Source organism: Mesocryomonas lacus (assembly GCF_055730105.2).
In genome coordinates this window covers 658490-674675 of sequence record NZ_JBUZWF020000003.1, presented here as the reverse complement: position 1 = coordinate 674675, position 16186 = coordinate 658490, and the positions used below count along the sequence as shown (strand labels likewise).

Annotated in this window: 15 protein-coding genes; 7 read left to right on the top strand and 8 right to left on the bottom strand. The window is 64.9% G+C overall.

Annotated features, from left to right (window positions below):
* Nucleotides 1-46: 46 nt before the first annotated feature.
* From ACZLZQ_RS12960 to ACZLZQ_RS12940, 5 genes are all read right to left on the bottom strand, one after another.
* On the bottom strand, nucleotides 47-1054 hold the full coding sequence (locus ACZLZQ_RS12960; RefSeq protein ID WP_472934076.1) for an ABC transporter ATP-binding protein: 1008 nt from the start codon (nucleotides 1052-1054) through the stop codon (nucleotides 47-49).
* A gap of 14 nt (nucleotides 1055-1068) precedes the next feature.
* A complete protein-coding gene (locus ACZLZQ_RS12955; RefSeq protein WP_472937260.1) occupies nucleotides 1069-1899 on the bottom strand; it encodes a carbohydrate ABC transporter permease in 831 nt (276 codons plus the stop codon).
* Nucleotides 1900-1902: 3 nt separating this feature from the next.
* Nucleotides 1903-2766: a carbohydrate ABC transporter permease gene (locus ACZLZQ_RS12950; protein ID WP_472949698.1), complete on the bottom strand. Its 864-nt coding sequence runs from the start codon at nucleotides 2764-2766 to the stop codon at nucleotides 1903-1905.
* A gap of 208 nt (nucleotides 2767-2974) precedes the next feature.
* Nucleotides 2975-4282 carry an ABC transporter substrate-binding protein gene (locus ACZLZQ_RS12945; protein ID WP_472949925.1) on the bottom strand — a complete coding sequence of 436 codons (1308 nt, stop codon included), beginning with the start codon at nucleotides 4280-4282 and terminating at the stop codon, nucleotides 2975-2977.
* Nucleotides 4283-4474: 192 nt separating this feature from the next.
* Nucleotides 4475-5431, bottom strand: coding sequence for a sugar-binding transcriptional regulator (locus ACZLZQ_RS12940; RefSeq protein ID WP_472949697.1), 957 nt, complete (start codon nucleotides 5429-5431; stop codon nucleotides 4475-4477).
* Between the two features lie 346 nt (nucleotides 5432-5777).
* Here ACZLZQ_RS12940 and ACZLZQ_RS12935 point away from each other — a divergent pair, with 346 nt between their 5' ends.
* The 4 genes from ACZLZQ_RS12935 to ACZLZQ_RS12920 all read left to right on the top strand — a co-directional run bounded on the left by ACZLZQ_RS12935 (nucleotide 5778) and on the right by ACZLZQ_RS12920 (nucleotide 10199).
* On the top strand, nucleotides 5778-7172 hold the full coding sequence (locus ACZLZQ_RS12935; protein ID WP_472934210.1) for a circularly permuted type 2 ATP-grasp protein: 1395 nt from the start codon (nucleotides 5778-5780) through the stop codon (nucleotides 7170-7172).
* Nucleotides 7173-7178: 6 nt separating this feature from the next.
* On the top strand, nucleotides 7179-8126 hold the full coding sequence (locus ACZLZQ_RS12930; RefSeq protein ID WP_472934083.1) for an alpha-E domain-containing protein: 948 nt from the start codon (nucleotides 7179-7181) through the stop codon (nucleotides 8124-8126).
* A 416-nt stretch (nucleotides 8127-8542) separates the two neighbouring features.
* The gene (locus ACZLZQ_RS12925) at nucleotides 8543-9292 is read left to right on the top strand and encodes a proteasome-type protease (protein WP_472934084.1); all 750 of its coding nucleotides are present in this window, start codon (nucleotides 8543-8545) and stop codon (nucleotides 9290-9292) included.
* 127 nt (nucleotides 9293-9419) lie between these two features.
* On the top strand, nucleotides 9420-10199 hold the full coding sequence (locus ACZLZQ_RS12920) for a GGDEF domain-containing protein (RefSeq protein WP_472949696.1): 780 nt from the start codon (nucleotides 9420-9422) through the stop codon (nucleotides 10197-10199).
* Nucleotides 10200-10214: 15 nt separating this feature from the next.
* Here ACZLZQ_RS12920 and ACZLZQ_RS12915 read toward each other — a convergent pair whose 3' ends face one another.
* On the bottom strand, nucleotides 10215-10580 hold the full coding sequence (locus tag ACZLZQ_RS12915; RefSeq protein ID WP_472949695.1) for a gamma-butyrobetaine hydroxylase family protein: 366 nt from the start codon (nucleotides 10578-10580) through the stop codon (nucleotides 10215-10217).
* 197 nt (nucleotides 10581-10777) lie between these two features.
* Here ACZLZQ_RS12915 and moaA point away from each other — a divergent pair, with 197 nt between their 5' ends.
* Complete coding sequence (moaA, locus tag ACZLZQ_RS12910; RefSeq protein ID WP_472949924.1) at nucleotides 10778-11767, top strand: GTP 3',8-cyclase MoaA; 990 nt, start codon at nucleotides 10778-10780, stop codon at nucleotides 11765-11767.
* Nucleotides 11768-11807: 40 nt separating this feature from the next.
* Here moaA and ACZLZQ_RS12905 read toward each other — a convergent pair whose 3' ends face one another.
* Both ACZLZQ_RS12905 and ACZLZQ_RS12900 read right to left on the bottom strand, forming a co-directional pair.
* Nucleotides 11808-12380, bottom strand: a complete 573-nt coding sequence (locus ACZLZQ_RS12905) for a hypothetical protein (RefSeq protein ID WP_472949694.1) — start codon at nucleotides 12378-12380, stop codon at nucleotides 11808-11810.
* A gap of 142 nt (nucleotides 12381-12522) precedes the next feature.
* Complete coding sequence (locus tag ACZLZQ_RS12900) at nucleotides 12523-14313, bottom strand: putative bifunctional diguanylate cyclase/phosphodiesterase (protein WP_472949693.1); 1791 nt, start codon at nucleotides 14311-14313, stop codon at nucleotides 12523-12525.
* Nucleotides 14314-14602: 289 nt separating this feature from the next.
* Between ACZLZQ_RS12900 and ACZLZQ_RS12895 the strand changes: the two genes are divergently transcribed.
* Nucleotides 14603-15514 (top strand): DMT family transporter, encoded by a 912-nt coding sequence (locus ACZLZQ_RS12895; RefSeq protein WP_472949691.1) that lies wholly within the window; start codon nucleotides 14603-14605, stop codon nucleotides 15512-15514.
* On the top strand, nucleotides 15511-16149 hold the full coding sequence (mobA, locus tag ACZLZQ_RS12890) for a molybdenum cofactor guanylyltransferase (protein ID WP_472949690.1): 639 nt from the start codon (nucleotides 15511-15513) through the stop codon (nucleotides 16147-16149). Before ACZLZQ_RS12895 ends, mobA begins: the two co-directional genes overlap by 4 nt.
* Nucleotides 16150-16186: the final 37 nt, after the last annotated feature.

Genomic DNA, 16186 nt, shown 5'->3' with positions numbered 1-16186 from the left:
ATGCTGTCGCCGCCTGGCTCGGACCCGGGCCAGCGGCAAGGACGGTTCAGGCCTTGCCGAGCGTCAGGCCGGCGGCATCGAAGCGGTGGGTGCGGTTCGGCTCTGGCGTCAGCCAGACCGGGTCGCCGTGGCTGACGCGGTAGTCGCCGAGGCCCCGCGCGGTCACCTGGTCGCCATTGTCCATCTTGATGTGGATGAACGTGTCGGATCCCAGATGCTCGGAGACGCCGGCAATGCCCCGAAGGTCGCCGGAATCCTTCGAGATCTTCAGGTGCTCGGGGCGGACACCGACGGTCGGAGCGCCGCGGGCCTTGGCGTATTCGCCGGTGAAGAAGTTCATCTTCGGCGAGCCGATGAAGCCGGCGACGAAGAGGTTCTTCGGGTTCTCGTAGAGGTCGAGGGGCGAGCCGACCTGCTCGATATTGCCGCGGTTGAGGACGACGATCTTGTCCGCCATGGTCATCGCTTCGACCTGGTCGTGGGTGACGTAGATCATCGTCGTCTTCAGTTCCTGGTGCAGCTCGGAGATCTCGAGCCGCATGTTCACGCGCAGCGCCGCGTCGAGGTTCGACAGCGGCTCGTCGAACAGAAAGCCCTTCGGCGAGCGCACGATGGCGCGGCCGATGGCGACGCGCTGGCGCTGGCCGCCGGAGAGGTCCTTCGGCTTGCGCTCGAGGTAGTCGGTAAGGTTCAGCGTGGCGGCGGCGGTGCGGACCTTCGCCTGGATCGCGTCCTTGCTCTCGCCGGCCATCTTCAGCGGGAAGCCGATGTTCTGGCCGACCGTCATGTGCGGGTAGAGCGCGTAGGACTGGAACACCATGGCGAGTTGGCGGCCCGCGGGCGAGACGTTGGTCACGTCCTTGCCGTCGATCGAGATGACGCCGCCAGAGACGTCCTCGAGCCCGGCGATCAGGCGCAGCAGCGTGGACTTGCCGCAGCCGGACGGCCCGACGAAGACCACGAACTCACCATGCTGGATGTCGAGGTCGAGACCAGGAATGATCACCGCATCGCCGAAGCGCTTGGAGACCTGCTTGAGAGTGATGGAAGCCATGCCGATCCCTTCCGTTACTTGACGGCGCCGAAGGTCAGACCGCGCACCAACTGCTTCTGCGCCAACCAACCGATGATGAGGATGGGGGCTATCGAGAGCGTCGAGGCGGCGGAGAGCTTGGCGTAGAAATTACCCTGCGGGCTGGAAAACGAGGCGATGAAGGCGCTGAGCGGTGCCGCGTTCGTGGTGGTCAGCAGCAGCGTCCAGAACGCCTCGTTCCAGGCGAGAATGACGTTGAGGAGAACGGTCGAGGCGATGCCGGGGATCGCCATCGGCGCCAGCACCTGCGTCAACTCCTTGCGAAGGTTCGCGCCGTCCATGCGCGCAGCCTCCAGGATGTCGACCGGAATTTCCTTGAAGTAGGTGTAGAGCATCCAGACGATGATCGGCAGGTTGATCAGGAACAGGATGACGATCAGGCCGATGCGGCTGTCGAGCAGGCCGAAATAGCGAAACAGGATGGTGATCGGCACCAAGGCGCCGACCGCCGGCATCATCTTGGTCGACAGCATCCAGAGCAGCACGTCCTTGGTGCGCTTGGTCGGCGAGAAGGCCATCGCCCAGGCGGCGGGAATGGCGAAGCAGAGGCCGAGCGCTGTGGAGCCAAGCGCCAGGATCACTGAGTTCCACAGGAAGGCGAAGTAGTTCCGCTGCTCCTGGATCGCGACGTAGTTCTCGGTCGTCCAGTTGAAGAACAAGAATTTCGGCGGGATCGAGATCGCGTCGAGTTCCGACTTGAACGAGGTCAGGATCGTCCAGAGGATCGGGAAGAAGATCAGGAACCCGACGATCCAGGCGAGGACCGTCATGCCGATCTTGCGGCGCGTGGTGATGGCGCGGGCCATGGCTCAGGCCTCCAGGTTCTTGCCGACGATGCGGACGAGGAAGAACGCGACAATGTTGGCGACGATGACGGCGACGATACCGCCGGCCGAGGCCGTTCCGACATCACCTTCCAGCGAGATGATCGAGGCGATCAAGAATGGGAGGTTCGACGACGCCTCGCCGCCACCCGTCGTCACCGCGATCTCGGCGTAGACGGAGAGAAGGAAGATCGTCTGGATGAGGATCACCACGGTGATCGCCCGCTTCATGTGCGGCAGCGTGATGTACCAGAAGATCGAGAGCGCCCCGGCGCCGTCCATCTCGGCGGCTTCCTTCTGGTCCTGCGACAGCGACTGCAGCGCGGTCAGAAGGATAAGCACGGAGAAGGGCAGCCACTGCCAGGCGACGATGATGATGATCGACGTCAGCGGCCAATTGGTCAGCCAGTCGATCGACCCGATGCCGACGGCGTTCAATAATTGCCCGATCACGCCGTAGACCGGGTTCATCATCATGTTCTTCCAGACCAGCGCGGCCACCGTCGGCATGACGAAGAAGGGCGCGATCACGAGAAGACGGACGACGGTCTGGCCGTAGAACTCCTGGTCCAGCAGAAGGGCGATCAGGATGCCGCCGAGGATGGTGACGCAGAGGACGCCGAACACCAGGAGCAGCGTGTTCTGGAAGGCGCTGATGAAGCGCGGGTCGGAGAGGAAATAGGAATAGTTCTCGAACCAGACGAACGGCGTCTCCGGGTTGTAGAACCCGTAGCGCAGCGTCGAGAACCAGAGCGTCAGCCCGAGCGGGACCAGCATCCAGAGAAAGAGAACGATGACGGAAGGCGCCATCATCAGGCGTGCGACCGACTTGGTTTGGGTTGTCGCCATGATCCGGTTCCGACAAGGGGCCGCGCACGAGCGATGAGGGCGGCCGAAACCCGTCTGAGGGGCAAAAGGTCTCCGGCCAGCGATGGCCGGAGACTGGCGTGCGGACGAAGGATGGTTCTGCAGTCAGATGCCCGTCGCCGTGGCGCCAGCGGGCATCGAAAGCTCGGACAATCTGAGGGCCGGCGCGAACCGGCCCTCGACCGCCGATCTACTTGATGTAGCCGCCGCGGGTCAGTTCGCGGGTCGCCTGGGCCTGGGCAGCGGCGAGCGCCGCATCCACCGTGGTCGAGCCCGAGAGTGCGGCCGCCATCTGCTGGCCGATTGCGGTGCCCAGACCCTGGAACTCAGGGATTGCGGCGAACTGCAGGCCGACATAGGGCTTGCCCTCGCCCATCGACGGATCAGCCTTGTTGATCGCGGCGAGCGTCGCCTCGGCGAACGGGGCGGCCTTCACGTATTCCGGGTTCTTGTAGAGCGAGGTACGCGTGCCCGGAGGAACGTTCGCCCAGCCTTCCTTGGAGGCGACGAGGTCGAGATAGGCCTTGGACGTTGCCCAGGAGATGAAGGTCTGCGCGGCCTCCTTCTTCTCGGAGCTTGCCGGGACGGCCAGCGACCAGGCCCAGAGCCAGTTCGCACCCTCGTTCGGGCAGTTCTCGATGCCGCAAGGACCCGGCGCGAAACCGACCTTGTCGGCAACCTGGCTCTGCTTCGGATCGGTCACGAAGGACGCCGCGACGCTCGCATCCATCCACATGCCGCACTTGCCCTGGCCGAACAGCGAGAGGTTCTCGTTGAAGCCGTTGGCAGCGGCACCTGGAGGGCCGTACTTGGTCATCAGGTCGACGTAGAGGGTGACGGCCTTCTTCCAGCCTTCGCTTTCGAACTGCGGCTTCCAGTTGGCGTCGAAGTAGTTGGCGCCGAAGTCGCGGGCCATGTTGCCGAGGAAGGCCATGTTCTCGCCCCAGCCCGGCTTGCCACGCAGGCAGATGCCGTAAACGCCAGTGTCCTTGTTGGTGATCTTCTCAGCGGCTTCCGCGATGAAGTTCCAGGTCGGCTTTTCCGGCATCGTGAGGCCGGCAGCTTCGAACAGGTCCTTGCGGTAGAGCGTCAGCGTGCTCTCGGCATAGAACGGCGCGGCGTAGAGCGTGCCGTCGGTCGAAAGGGCATTGCGGATCGCCGGGATCAGGTCGTCGGCGTCGTAATCGGCGCCGAGCTTGTCGAGAGGTGCGAGCCACTGCTGCTTGGACCAGATCGGAACCTCGTAGGTGCCGATGGTCATCACGTCGAACTGGCCACCCTTGGTGGCGATGTCGGTGGTGACGCGCTGGCGCAGGATGTTCTCTTCCAGCGTCACCCAGTTGAGGGCGATGTCCGGATGCTTCTTGGTGAAGTCCTCGGTGAGGCCCTGCATGCGGACCATGTCCGAATTGTTGACCGTGCCGATGGTCAGCGTGGTCTGGGCATTTGCCCCGGCCGTGAAGGCCATCAGCGACACGGCGCCCGCGAGAATTTTCATCAGGGTCATTAAGAGCCTCCCAGCTTCATGAGCAATTGACCAATGGACGGGCAAATTCCCACTAGATGCGTCGGGTGTCAAATCAATCTGCTGCGGCAGCGCAGCAATTCGATCGCGTGAGCGCTTAGTACACAGGAGTTTCGCAAGGCATCGACCGGCGATGCCGGCACCGCGGTTTCGGGCGGACCTCCATCACCGCTCAAGCAGGGCACGGGCGGTCGTCTCGTCGGTGATCAGGCCGTTGGCGATGGCCCCGCAGAGCGCCGCGTGGACCGGCGCGGTCTTGGCGCTGCCCATCGCGACGACGATCACGTCGCCAGTGGTCGTCGCGGGGATCGGCGCGCTGGCGACACGGTCGTTGAAGGGACAGTCGATGATCCTTCCCTGGGCGTCGAAGGCCCAGCCCACGATCTCGCCGACCGCGTCGAGGGCGGCGAGCTGGTCGCGGTCTTCCGCGGTGATGAAGCCGTCGACCACGAGCGGCGCCTGGGCGCCGAGCTCGCCAACGCCGAGGAAAGTGACGCTGGCAATCGCGGCCAGCGCCAACGTGCTCTGGACTACCTTCTGCTCGTGCAGCAGCGCCCTCTCCTCGGGGCTCGACACCACCACCGGCAGCGGCATCGGATAGTGCCGGGCCTGCACGGCATCGGCCATGGTGAAGATGACGTTGTAGATCGAGGCCGAGCCGTCGAGCGCGATGTTGCCGGTGAGCGAGACTATCCGGTGCTGCGGGCAAGTCATCGCCGGCAACCGCTCTACCGCCGCTTTCAGCGTGCGCCCCGTGCCGATCGCCATCACCAGCGGCTTAACCTGGGAAAGCCTGCGCTGCATCTCGGCCGCACAGGCTTCCGCAATGCCAAGGGTCGTCGACGCCGAGCCGGGATCGGACGGCACCACCTCGCAGAACGATAGACCGTACTTTCCGGTCAGCGCGCGCGAATGCTCAAGGCAAGCGGCGATGGGATGGTCGATGCGGACCTTGACGAGGCCGGAGGAGACCGAGAGCGAGACGAGACGCTGCGCCGACTGGCGGGACGTGCCGAGCTTGGCGGCGATCTCCTCCTGCGTGTTGCCGGCGACGTAATAGAGCCAGCCGGCGCGGGCGGCGTCGTCCAGTCGCGTCGCATCATCCTCCCGCGTCTTGGCCACGTCCCCTCCTCTGCCGGCTCTGCGGCGCCCCGGACGTTGCGTCCGAGAGCACGGCGTGCCGATCCTCTTGCCCTGTGTAGGGCCGCGCGCGCCGCCGATGCAAGCCGGTCCGCTCGACCGCCACAGTGAATGCGCCGCAGGCCCCGACGCCGCCACGCACAGCAAATTGCCACCCAATGCGGCTCCCGACGCCCATTCGATGGGCGGCATCGGGTGAGAAACGCAGCAGTTCGATCAAACTATCGGCAGTTTCCCTAATTCTTGCCGGACGCCTTGATTTTCCGGCTTTTGGCTTCTCTTTTAAGCACGGTTGATTTGGAGGGACGCCGTGACGCCGTTTGACGAGATGCTGAAGGGCGAAACCGGGGTTCGGCAGCCATATGAGCGGTTCCATGCCTGGTATCGCCAGCAGGATCCGGAACTGCTGGTCGAGAAGGCCAGCGAGGCGGAGAACTTCTTCCGCCGCACCGGCATCACCTTCGCCGTCTACGGTGAGGCCGAGGCGGCCGAGCGCCTCATTCCGTTCGATCTCGTGCCGCGGATCATCAACAACCGCGAATGGCAGCGCCTCGCCGAGGGCATCGAGCAGCGCGTCCGCGCGCTGAACATGTTCCTGCACGACATCTACCACGACCAGGAAATCGTGAAGGCCGGCAAGATTCCGGCCCGGCTGATCGAGGGCAATGCGGCCTTCCTGCCGGAGATGATCGGCTTCACGCCGCCCGGCGGCGTCTACACCCACATCATCGGCACCGACATCGTGCGCGTCGGCGAGGACCAGTTTTACGTTCTTGAGGACAATGCCCGCACCCCGTCCGGCGTCTCGTACATGATCGAGAACCGCGAGACGATGATGCAGATGTTCCCGGAGCTGTTCGTGCAGAACCGCGTGCGGCCGGTCGAGACCTATCCCCATCACCTCCGCCGTTCGCTCGCCGCGGTCGCGCCGCCGGCCTGCAAGGGCGCACCGACGATTGCCGTGCTGACGCCCGGCATCCACAACTCCGCCTATTACGAGCACGCCTTCCTTGCCGACCAGATGGGCGTCGAGCTGGTCGAGGGCGCGGATCTGAAGCTCGTCGACGGGCGCATCCAGATGCGCACCACCGAGGGCTACAAGATCATCGACATCCTCTACCGCCGCGTCGACGACGACTATCTCGACCCGCTGGTGTTCAACAAGGAATCGGTGCTGGGCGTCGCCGGCATCATGGAGGTCTACAAGGCCGGCGGCATCACCATCGCCAACGCCCCGGGCACCGGCATCTCCGACGACAAGGCGATCTATTCCTACATGCCGGAGATTGTTGAGTTCTACACGGGCCAGCCGGCGCTGCTCGAGAACGTGCCGACCTGGCGCTGTGCGGAGGCCGATAGCCTGGCCTATGTGCTCGACCATCTCGCCGAACTGGTGGTCAAGGAAGTGCACGGTTCCGGCGGCTACGGCATGCTGGTCGGCCCGACCTCGACGGCTGAGGAGCGGGAGCTTTTCGCCGCCAAGCTGCGGGCAAGGCCCAGCAACTACATCGCCCAGCCGACCCTCGCGTTGTCGACCGTGCCAATCCTGCTCGAACAGGGCCTCGCCTCCCGCCATGTCGATCTCAGGCCGTTCGTCCTCGTCTCCGACAAGATCAAGATCATTCCGGGCGGGCTGACGCGCGTGGCGCTGAAGGAGGGCTCGCTGGTCGTCAATTCCAGCCAGGGCGGCGGCACCAAAGACACCTGGGTTCTGGAGGACTGATCCCGCATGGCGCTTCTCGGACGCACCGCCCAAGGCCTCTTCTGGATGCACCGCTATATCGAACGTGCCGAGAACATGGCGCGGTTGATCGATGCGGGCCTCAGGCTCTCGCTCACCAACCTCTCCTCCGAGCAGGACGAGTGGCACTCCGTACTGGTCACCGCCGGCGTCGAGGTCGCCTATAAGGCGAAATATCCCGACTTCGAGCCACGGCAGATGGTCGACTTCCTGCTCAGCGACTACGACAACCCGTCGAGCGTCCTCTCCTCGATCGAGACGGCGCGGATGAACGGACGCATGGTGCGCACGGCCCTCACCCGCGAGAGCTGGGAGGCGCTGAACGAGAGCTGGATCCTTCTCAAGCGCCGGCTGCAGATGCCGCTGCGCGACGGGCAGCTGCCGGCCGTCCTCGACATGGTCAAGAAGCAGTGCGCCTACATGCGCGGCGCCTTCTACGGCACCATGCTGCGCAACGAGATCTTCGACTTCTGCAACCTCGGCACCTTCGTGGAGCGCGCCGATAACACCGCGCGCATCCTCGACGTCAAATACTGGGTGCTGTTGCCGACGCACTCCTCGGTCGGCTCATCGCTGGATAACTTCCAGTGGGGCTCGATCCTACGCTCGGTCTCGGCGCACCGCTCCTACACCTGGGAATACGATACCGACTACCGCGCCTCCGACATCATCGATTTCCTGATCTTCAACGAGCGGATGCCGCGCTCGCTGGCGCACTGCTACAACTCGATCAAGGAGAGCCTTGGCTCGCTCGCCCGCAATCTCGATGCGCCGAACGACTGTCAGACAACGGCGGTCAAGACCTACGGCCACTTCCGCACCTGCGACGTGAACCAGGTCATCAACGGTGGCCTGCACGAGTTCCTGACCGGCTTCATGATCGACCACAACCGCCTGGCTGTGGAGATCGCGCAGACCTATCGCTTTTACGCTTGAGGCAGCGGCAGGGCAGTCTGACGCAAGGGGAAGGTAGCAGGCTAACATCCACACCTTTCCACAATGCTTCGGATACGGACGCGAGAATCGATGAACTTTCGGGAGCGGCGCTCATTTGCCCCTGGAGTGGCGACTGAGAAGGGCTTTCGGTTCCTTTGGGAACCATACTAATCGGGATCGACGAGGGAACGAGTGCCGCTCGGCGCTTGCAGACGACGGTAGTTCGACTGTACTGCGCTCTACCGGACCGGATCGGCCGCTGCGTTCGGCAGCGGCAGGGCGGCGGGTCGACCAGCTGGTTTAAGCGGCATTCGGGTGGACTCGTCCGATCGGCATAAGTTGTGCTGGGGTCAACGGAAAAGAGCGTCCCACGGGCGTCCGACAGGACGCTGGACGCTCTAGGGGATGTGCAAGCAATGACATATTGCGTCGGCCTTCTTGTCGATCGCGGCTTGGTGTTCATGTCGGATACCCGCACCAATGCGGGCATCGACAACATCTCGGTCGTCTCCAAGATGAAGACCTGGTGTGTGCCGGGCGAGCGCTTCCTGTGCCTTTTGAGCGCCGGCAACCTCGCCACCACGCAGTCGACGGTGTCGCTGCTGGAAGAGCGCAGTCTTGCCCCCGTGGACCGCGAGCCGGCGATCCTCAACCAGCCCTCGATGTTCCAGACGGCCAAGCTCGTCGGCGACACGCTGCGCGAGGTGATCAGCTATACCAGCCCGTCCGGTCAGCGGGCCGACAGCCGGTTCGGCGCGTCCTTCCTGCTCGGCGGCCAGATCAAGGGCGGGCGTCCGCGGCTGTTCATGATCTATCCCGAGGGCAACTTCATCGAGGCCGGTGCCGACAATCCGTTCTTCCAGATCGGCGAGCACAAATACGGCCGGCCAATCATCATCCGCACCTACGAGCCGGGCATGGCGCTCGAGGATGTTGCGAAGCTGCTGCTCGTCTCGTTCGACTCCACGATCAAGTCGAACCTGTCCGTCGGCCTGCCGATCGACATGCAGTTCTACGAGTCCGATAGCCTGGCGACCGGCTACCGCCGCCGCTTCGATCAGCGCGACCCCTATTACCAGAAGATTTCCGAGGGCTGGTCGGACGCGCTGAAGACGGCCTTCGACCAGTTGCCGCCCTTCGTCGCCGAGACCACCTCCACCGGTTGACCGCTCAGCGAGCGCCGCCAACGGCGGACTTTCGCAAGCGCAAGAAGCAACCACCCGCGCGAGCGTTCCTCGTTCGACGCGGACAAAGCTACTCCGGCCCATACCCTCCGATCACGGCACTTGCAGAATGCTGAGCTTTTTTCCCAGACGCCGCTCCGGCGCCGCGGCGCTGCCGACCGCGATCGGCATCGCCATCTGGATGGCCGCGGCGCTGGTGTTCAACCTCGCGCTTTCCCTCTGGATCGAGCCGACTGATATTGGCCGCGCGGTGCTGTCGGCGGTCGTGCTGCCGGTCATGCTCGGCGCCCCGCTGATCGGCTACATCCGCCTCCGCCTGCGCGAAATGGCGCAGCGCAATGCCGAGTTGCGCCACGCGGCCAGCCATGACGGCCTCACACGGCTCCTCAACCGCGGTGCGTTCACGAACCGGGTCCGGGCTGAGCTCGACGAGATCGCGGCGTCCGAGGGCGGGCGCGGCGCCCTCCTCATCATAGACGCCGACCACTTCAAGCAGGTCAACGACCGTTATGGCCACGCGATGGGTGACCAGGCCCTCTGTCGCATCGCCGAGCATCTGCGCAGCGTCACACGGGCCGGCGATGTGATCGGACGGCTCGGCGGCGAAGAGTTCGGGCTGTTCCTGCCGGGCGCCGGCATGCTGTCCGCGGAGGCGACGGCCGAGCGGCTCCGGCATGCCACAGAGACCATGCCGCTGATGGGCCGCAATGGCGAGCCCGTCGCCTTGTCCATCAGCGTCGGCGGCCTGTTCTTCCGCAATTCCATCAGCTTCGAAACGCTGTTCCGCCGGACTGACGCAAAGCTCTACGAGGCGAAGGCGAACGGCCGGAACCGCGTCGAATTCACCGAATTCAGGAACTCGTTCCCGCTGACCGCAGCATTAGCTTGAGGCCGGCCAACCTTCCTATCGCTCCCGCCGCAGGCCCTTTTCGCTGAGTTCCGCGAGATAGGCGTTCCAGCGCGCATCGCGGTCTCGGCCGAGTTCGGACAGGTAGGACCAGGTGAAGATCCCGGTGTCGTGCCCGTCGTCGAAAACGATCCGGATGGCATAGTGGCCGATCGGAACGATGTCACGGATCCCCACCTCGCGCTTGCCGCCGACGGTGATCCGCTGCGCCTTGGAATGGCCTTGCACCTCCGCCGAGGGCGAGAGCACCCGCAGCATCTCGGCCGAGAAGGCGTCTGTGCCGCCGCCGGCGAGCTGGACGGTCAAGGTACGGCGGTCTTTTGAAACCCGGATTTCCTCGGGTGCGATGGTCGTCTCGGACATGTGTCTGCCTTTCTGCCGCTCCGGCTTTCAGTCGGGTTGACCTCCCTGCAGCCAGCTTCCACATAGGTCGGATGAGCAATGCTATGAACCAAGCCCCTCCCCTCCGCAATCTTCTCGGGCTGAACAGCACCATCGCGTTCCCCAACGATAGCCCGTCGCCATCCAGCAGCGCGCCGGCCCGCGCGACCGGAACCGAGATGATCGACCCTTTCGGTCGCGCGATCAGCTATCTCCGTATCTCCGTGACCGACCGCTGCGACTTCCGCTGCGTCTATTGCATGGCGGAGGACATGACCTTTCTGCCGAAGCGCGATCTCCTGACGCTCGAGGAACTCGACCGGCTGGCGAGCGCCTTCGTCGCCAAGGGCGTGAAGCGTCTGCGGCTGACCGGCGGCGAGCCGCTGGTGCGCAAAAATGTCATGCACCTCATCCGCGGCCTGTCGCGGCACCTGGAGACAGGGTCGCTCGACGAGCTGACGCTCACGACGAACGGCTCGCAGTTGCAGCGCTTCTCGGCTGAGCTTGCCGACTGCGGCGTGAAGCGGCTGAACGTCTCGCTCGACACGCTCGATCCCGACAAGTTCAAGGCGATCACCCGCTGGGGCGCGCTCGATCGGGTGCTGGACGGCATCAAGGCGGCTCAGGCGGCCGGCATCAAGGTCAAGCTCAACGCCGTGGCGCTGAAGGGTTTCAACGACCTCGAAATTCCCGACATGCTGCGCTGGGCGCATGGCGAAGGCATGGACCTGACGCTGATCGAGACCATGCCGATGGGCGAGATCGACGAAGACCGCACCGACCAGTACCTGCCGCTGAGCGAAGTCCGGGCCGATCTCGAAAGCCGCTTTACGCTGCGGGAAAGCGGCTATGCCACGGGCGGACCGGCCCGCTACGTCGATGTCGCCGAGACCGGCGGCCGGCTCGGCTTCATCACGCCGATGACGCACAACTTTTGCGAAAGCTGCAACCGCGTGCGGATCACCTGCACAGGCACGCTCTTTATGTGCCTTGGCCAGGACGACGCGGCGGACTTGCGGGCCCCGCTCCGCGCCTCCGAAGGCGACGAGCTGCTATCGCAGGCGATCGACGAGGCTATCGGCCGCAAGCCGAAAGGCCACGACTTCATCATCGACCGGACGACGCGCCGCCCGGCCGTGTCGCGCCATATGAGCGTGACCGGCGGTTGAAGAGCGTGCCGCTCCGCCGTCCGATCCGCTTCGGGCCCGTTCAAAACGCCTTGTAGACCGATGCCACGCGCCGCGCAGCGACGGTCGTTGCCTGAACCGTGTCGGTGACCGGCAGAAGGTCGCCGGCCTGGCGATACTGGAAGACGAGTGGGACGAATTCGCCGTTGGCCAGGATTTCAGCTGTGAGCTGACGCACCCTCGCGACGTCGCCGCCATAAGCCAGTGGCTCGGCGGCGGGCGAAGCTGTACCCGGGCGGTTGCACGCCTCCGTCCCCGGCACCGTCGCCCGCTCGCCGGCGCTTGGCAGCTCTGGTGCGGAGGGCATGCGAAGCGCAGGGTAGGTGGCAGGCGCAACCGGACCATCGGCGGCCACCGGCCGATCCACACGTACCGACACCGGCGGTGCGCCGTAAGCGACTACCGGCGCAAGCGGAAAGGATAGCGCCGCCTCCTCGGCCGTGTGGCGGGTCCAGTCGTCGCGGTAGTGGATCGGCAGGATCATCCGCTGTTCCTGCAGATTGTAGAACTGCGCGAGTTCGGCAGGCTGGAGGATCGCCTTGTCGAGCTCCGGCCGAAGCACCGGCGGCGACACGAGCGAGACGGAGTCGGACATGGGTGTTCATCCTCGAAAAAAGATCGAGCCCCATTATCCACCCGAACGAGGATGTCCCGTTACCGCAAACGTTAGGATTGTCTGAACGCGGCAGTTTCTTGGAAAGAAGTTGGCAAGTTTTGCAGCCGCGTTGGACTGCCGGTCAGGCGGGACGGTTCTCCTGTGCGAGAAGGGCGGCAATCGCCGACGCATCGACGGGACGGCTGAAATAATAGCCTTGCATCTCGTCGCAGCGGTTCTCCTTGAGGATGCGCATCTGCTCCTCCGTCTCGACGCCCTCGGCGATCACCTTCAGCTGCAACTCGCGTCCGAGCGAGATCACCGCGGTGGCGATGGCGCGGTCGCTGCCGTCGTGTTCGAGATTGCTGACGAAGGAGCGATCGATCTTCAGCCGCGACAGCGGCAGACGTTTGAGGACGCTGAGGCTCGAATAACCGGTGCCGAAATCGTCGATCGACAATTGCACGCCCATGGCCTTGATCTCGGACAAGGTGGCGATCGCCCGTTCGATATCCTCGATGATGACGCCCTCGGTGATCTCCAGCTCGAGCCAGCAGCTGTCTAGCCTGCTGCTCTCCAGGGCGCTGCCGATCTTGGCGAGAAAATCCTTCTCGCGGATCTGGCGCGGCGAGACGTTGACCGCGACGGTAACGTTCGGGAGGCCGGCCTCCTGCCAGGCGCGGTTCTGCCGGCAGGCCTGGCGCAGGACCCATTCTCCGAGGTCGGCGATCATGCCGGACTCCTCGGCGATCGGAATGAAGACCGTCGGCGCAATCGGGCCGCGCTTCGGATGATGCCAGCGCAGCAACGCCTCGACGCCGAAGATGCGGCCGGAAGCGAGATCAACCTGAGGCTGGTAGAGAAGGTGAAATTCGCCGCGCGAAAGGCCCGCCCGCATGTCCTCCTGGAGCGACAGCTTCTCCACCACCGCGCTGTTCATCTCCGCGGCATAGAAGCGGAAGGTGTCGCGCCCGGACTGCTTGGCGCGGTACATCGCCGCGTCGGCATTGCGCAGCAAGGTCTCCGCATCGGTCCCGTCGTCCGGAAACGCGGCGATGCCCATGCTGCACGTCATGTGCAGCGGCTGCCCCGCGCATAAAAACGGCTCGGCGATCAGCGTCCTCAGCTTCGCCAGCGCCTCGAGGATGGGCATGTCGGTGGCGGGATGCTCGCCAAGCAGCAGCACGAACTCGTCGCCGCCGATGCGGGCGACGGTGTCGGCCGAATGCAGGAGGCCGCCGAGCCGCTCGGCAATCATGATCAGCAGCCCGTTAGCCTTCTCATAGCCGAGACTGTCGTTCACCCGCTTGAACTGATCGACATTCAGCGCCACGACCATCAGCTTAGAGCGGTGGATTTCGGCCAGGATCAGGTTCTGAGCGAGGCGGTCCTTCATCAGCGCCCGGTTGGGAAGCCCTGTCAGGAGGTCGTATTGCGTGAGGTGGCGGAGCTGCTCCTCGGCGGCCTTCCACTCCGTGATGTCGCGCGCCACGCCGATCAGCCCGACGATCTCACCCTCGCCGTTGCGGAGCGGCACGCGCGAGGTCGAGAGCGTCGTCTGGACGCCGCCCGTATTGACCACCGGCTCCTCGAGGTTGAGGACCGCCTCACCCGAGGCCATAATGTGCTGCTCCAGCGCGCGCGTGCGCTCGGCAGAGCCGGGTTCGGTCAAGTCGAAGTCGGTGCGGCCGATCAGGCTCGCCGCATCCGTATGGCCGGTGACGTCGAGCACCGCCGAGTTGACGAGGACAAAGCGACTGTCCTGATCCTTGACGAAGATCATGTCGGGCGCCTGGTCGATCATCTGGCGGAGCAGCGCCCCCTCGGTCATGTCGAGGCTGGAGAGAGAACCGGTGACGTCGGTCGGGCGCGAGACAGCCCCCCCGGCCGTTTCAGGCTCTTCGGACGGCGATGGAAACGGTGTCTCGTGCATGGAGATCATCTGGCGCCGTCAGAGGAGCGTGCGACGCATCGGGAGGCGCCGGTCGAGCCAATTCTAAGGACAGAAGATAAATTTTCAGTCGTCAGACTGGAAACAACGTTCTGGCCGACCTCCCAGCCACTGGAACCGCCGACTGAACGCCCGCAGCGGCCCCGGCGGCAAGCCCGTATCGGACAATCGGAGATGAAGCACCGGGGCGTCGCGAGACCCGCCGAAGACCGTCGCCAACAAGGCAAGGCTCGCGTAAAGCAGGCCATCGCCCTCTCGCCAGCAGTCCGCCGTGTCCCTCCTGCCGCGCCTCGCCTTCTCCGACAACGTCCGCGCGAGCTTCTTCATGCTTCTCGCGATGGCGGCCTTCGTGATCAACGACAGCCTGGTCAAGCTTTTGACCGCGGACCTTGCCGTACCGCAGCTGATCGCCGTGCGCGGGATGATGGCGACTCTGCTGCTGATCGCTATCGCCTGGACGCGAAAGGTGCCGTTCTCGCTCAGGATCCTGCGCCAGCCCTTGGTGATGCTGTGCACCGCCGGCGACGTCGGCTGTACGCTGTTCTATATCACCGCGCTCGGCCACCTGCCCCTCGCCAACGCCACCGTGATCTTTCAGGCACTGCCGCTGACTGTGACGCTCGGCGCTGCGCTGTTTCTGCGCGAGCCGGTCGGCTGGCGGCGGTGGAGCGCCATCGGCGCCGGCTTCGTCGGCGTGCTGATCATCGTGCGGCCGGGGCTCGAGGGTTTTACCGCCTCCTCGCTTTACGTCCTTGCCTCGGTGGTCTCGGCCGCGGTCCGGGACCTCGCGACACGGCGCCTGCCCGAGACCGTGCCCTCGCTGCAGGTTTCGGTGGTCACCGCCCTCGTGGTGACGCTGGTCGGCGGCCTGATGATCCCGGCCACCGGCTGGGTGCCGCTGACCGGGACGCACATGGCCATGCTGGCGGTCGCAGCGGTGATGATCGGCGTCGGCTACATCTTCATCGTCTCCGCCATGCGGATCGGCGACATGGGCTTCGTCGCGCCGTTTCGTTATTCGGTGCTGCTGTTCGCGCTGCTCATCGGCGTGTTCTGGTTCGAGGAAATACCGGATCGCTGGGTGCTGCTCGGCACCCTCATCATCATGCTCAGCGGCGCCTACACCTTCTATCGCGAGCGGGTGAAAGGGATTGCGCCGCTGCCGGAGACCGAAGTCGTATGATCGCTGCCCCCGCTTCTGCGCCAGTAATGGTCGCCGCGCTGATCTTGGTCGGCGGGCGGGGCGCGCGCATGGGTGCCGCGGTGCCGAAGCCCCTGCTGCGTCTCGGCCGGCTGACCCTCCTCGATCATGTGCTGGCGAGGCTTGGCGCCGAGACCGCGCCCGTGCTGCTCAGCGCCAACGATGCCGATGCCTTCGCCGGGACCGGGCTGGCGCTGATCCCCGACCGGATCGGCGGTTTCGCAGGCCCGCTGGCGGGGCTGGACGCAGCCGCTGCCTATCTCGGAGCGCACCATCCGGGCGTGACGCATCTCCTGACCGTACCGGGCGACACGCCGTTCCTGCCGGGAGACCTCGTTTCCCGCCTGATGGCCGGACCAGCCAACTTTGCCTGCGTTGCCCGCCGTGCCGGCGCCCTGCAGCCGACGGTGGCACTCTGGCCGACAGCCTCGCTCGACGCTTTGCCGGGCTTCCTGAGAGCGCCGGGCAAGCATGCCATCCGCGGGTTCCTTGACCTCATTGGTTTTGCGGCGATCGACTTCCCCGATGATGACGGCGCACCCGGCGGCGACCCGTTCTTCAACGTCAACACGCCGCAAGATCTTGCGGCGGCAAGATCCTTCGAAGCCAGCCGTTGAAAAGGCGTGAGGCTACGATGACAGCTGTTGCACTTTT

What these genes read in the sequence shown, in the direction of transcription:
- ACZLZQ_RS12960 (WP_472934076.1), bottom strand. Translation starts at nt 1,054, where the DNA reads ATGGCTTCCATCACTCTCAAGCAGGTCTCCAAGCGCTTCGGCGATGCG.
- ACZLZQ_RS12955 (WP_472937260.1), bottom strand. Translation starts at nt 1,899, where the DNA reads ATGGCCCGCGCCATCACCACGCGCCGCAAGATCGGCATGACGGTCCTC.
- ACZLZQ_RS12950 (WP_472949698.1), bottom strand. Translation starts at nt 2,766, where the DNA reads ATGGCGACAACCCAAACCAAGTCGGTCGCACGCCTGATGATGGCGCCT.
- ACZLZQ_RS12945 (WP_472949925.1), bottom strand. Translation starts at nt 4,282, where the DNA reads ATGAAAATTCTCGCGGGCGCCGTGTCGCTGATGGCCTTCACGGCCGGG.
- ACZLZQ_RS12935 (WP_472934210.1), top strand. Translation starts at nt 5,778, where the DNA reads ATGCTGAAGGGCGAAACCGGGGTTCGGCAGCCATATGAGCGGTTCCAT.
- ACZLZQ_RS12930 (WP_472934083.1), top strand. Translation starts at nt 7,179, where the DNA reads ATGGCGCTTCTCGGACGCACCGCCCAAGGCCTCTTCTGGATGCACCGC.
- ACZLZQ_RS12925 (WP_472934084.1), top strand. Translation starts at nt 8,543, where the DNA reads ATGACATATTGCGTCGGCCTTCTTGTCGATCGCGGCTTGGTGTTCATG.
- ACZLZQ_RS12920 (WP_472949696.1), top strand. Translation starts at nt 9,420, where the DNA reads ATGCTGAGCTTTTTTCCCAGACGCCGCTCCGGCGCCGCGGCGCTGCCG.
- ACZLZQ_RS12915 (WP_472949695.1), bottom strand. Translation starts at nt 10,580, where the DNA reads ATGTCCGAGACGACCATCGCACCCGAGGAAATCCGGGTTTCAAAAGAC.
- moaA (WP_472949924.1), top strand. Translation starts at nt 10,778, where the DNA reads ATGATCGACCCTTTCGGTCGCGCGATCAGCTATCTCCGTATCTCCGTG.
- ACZLZQ_RS12905 (WP_472949694.1), bottom strand. Translation starts at nt 12,380, where the DNA reads ATGTCCGACTCCGTCTCGCTCGTGTCGCCGCCGGTGCTTCGGCCGGAG.
- ACZLZQ_RS12900 (WP_472949693.1), bottom strand. Translation starts at nt 14,313, where the DNA reads ATGCACGAGACACCGTTTCCATCGCCGTCCGAAGAGCCTGAAACGGCC.
- mobA (WP_472949690.1), top strand. Translation starts at nt 15,511, where the DNA reads ATGATCGCTGCCCCCGCTTCTGCGCCAGTAATGGTCGCCGCGCTGATC.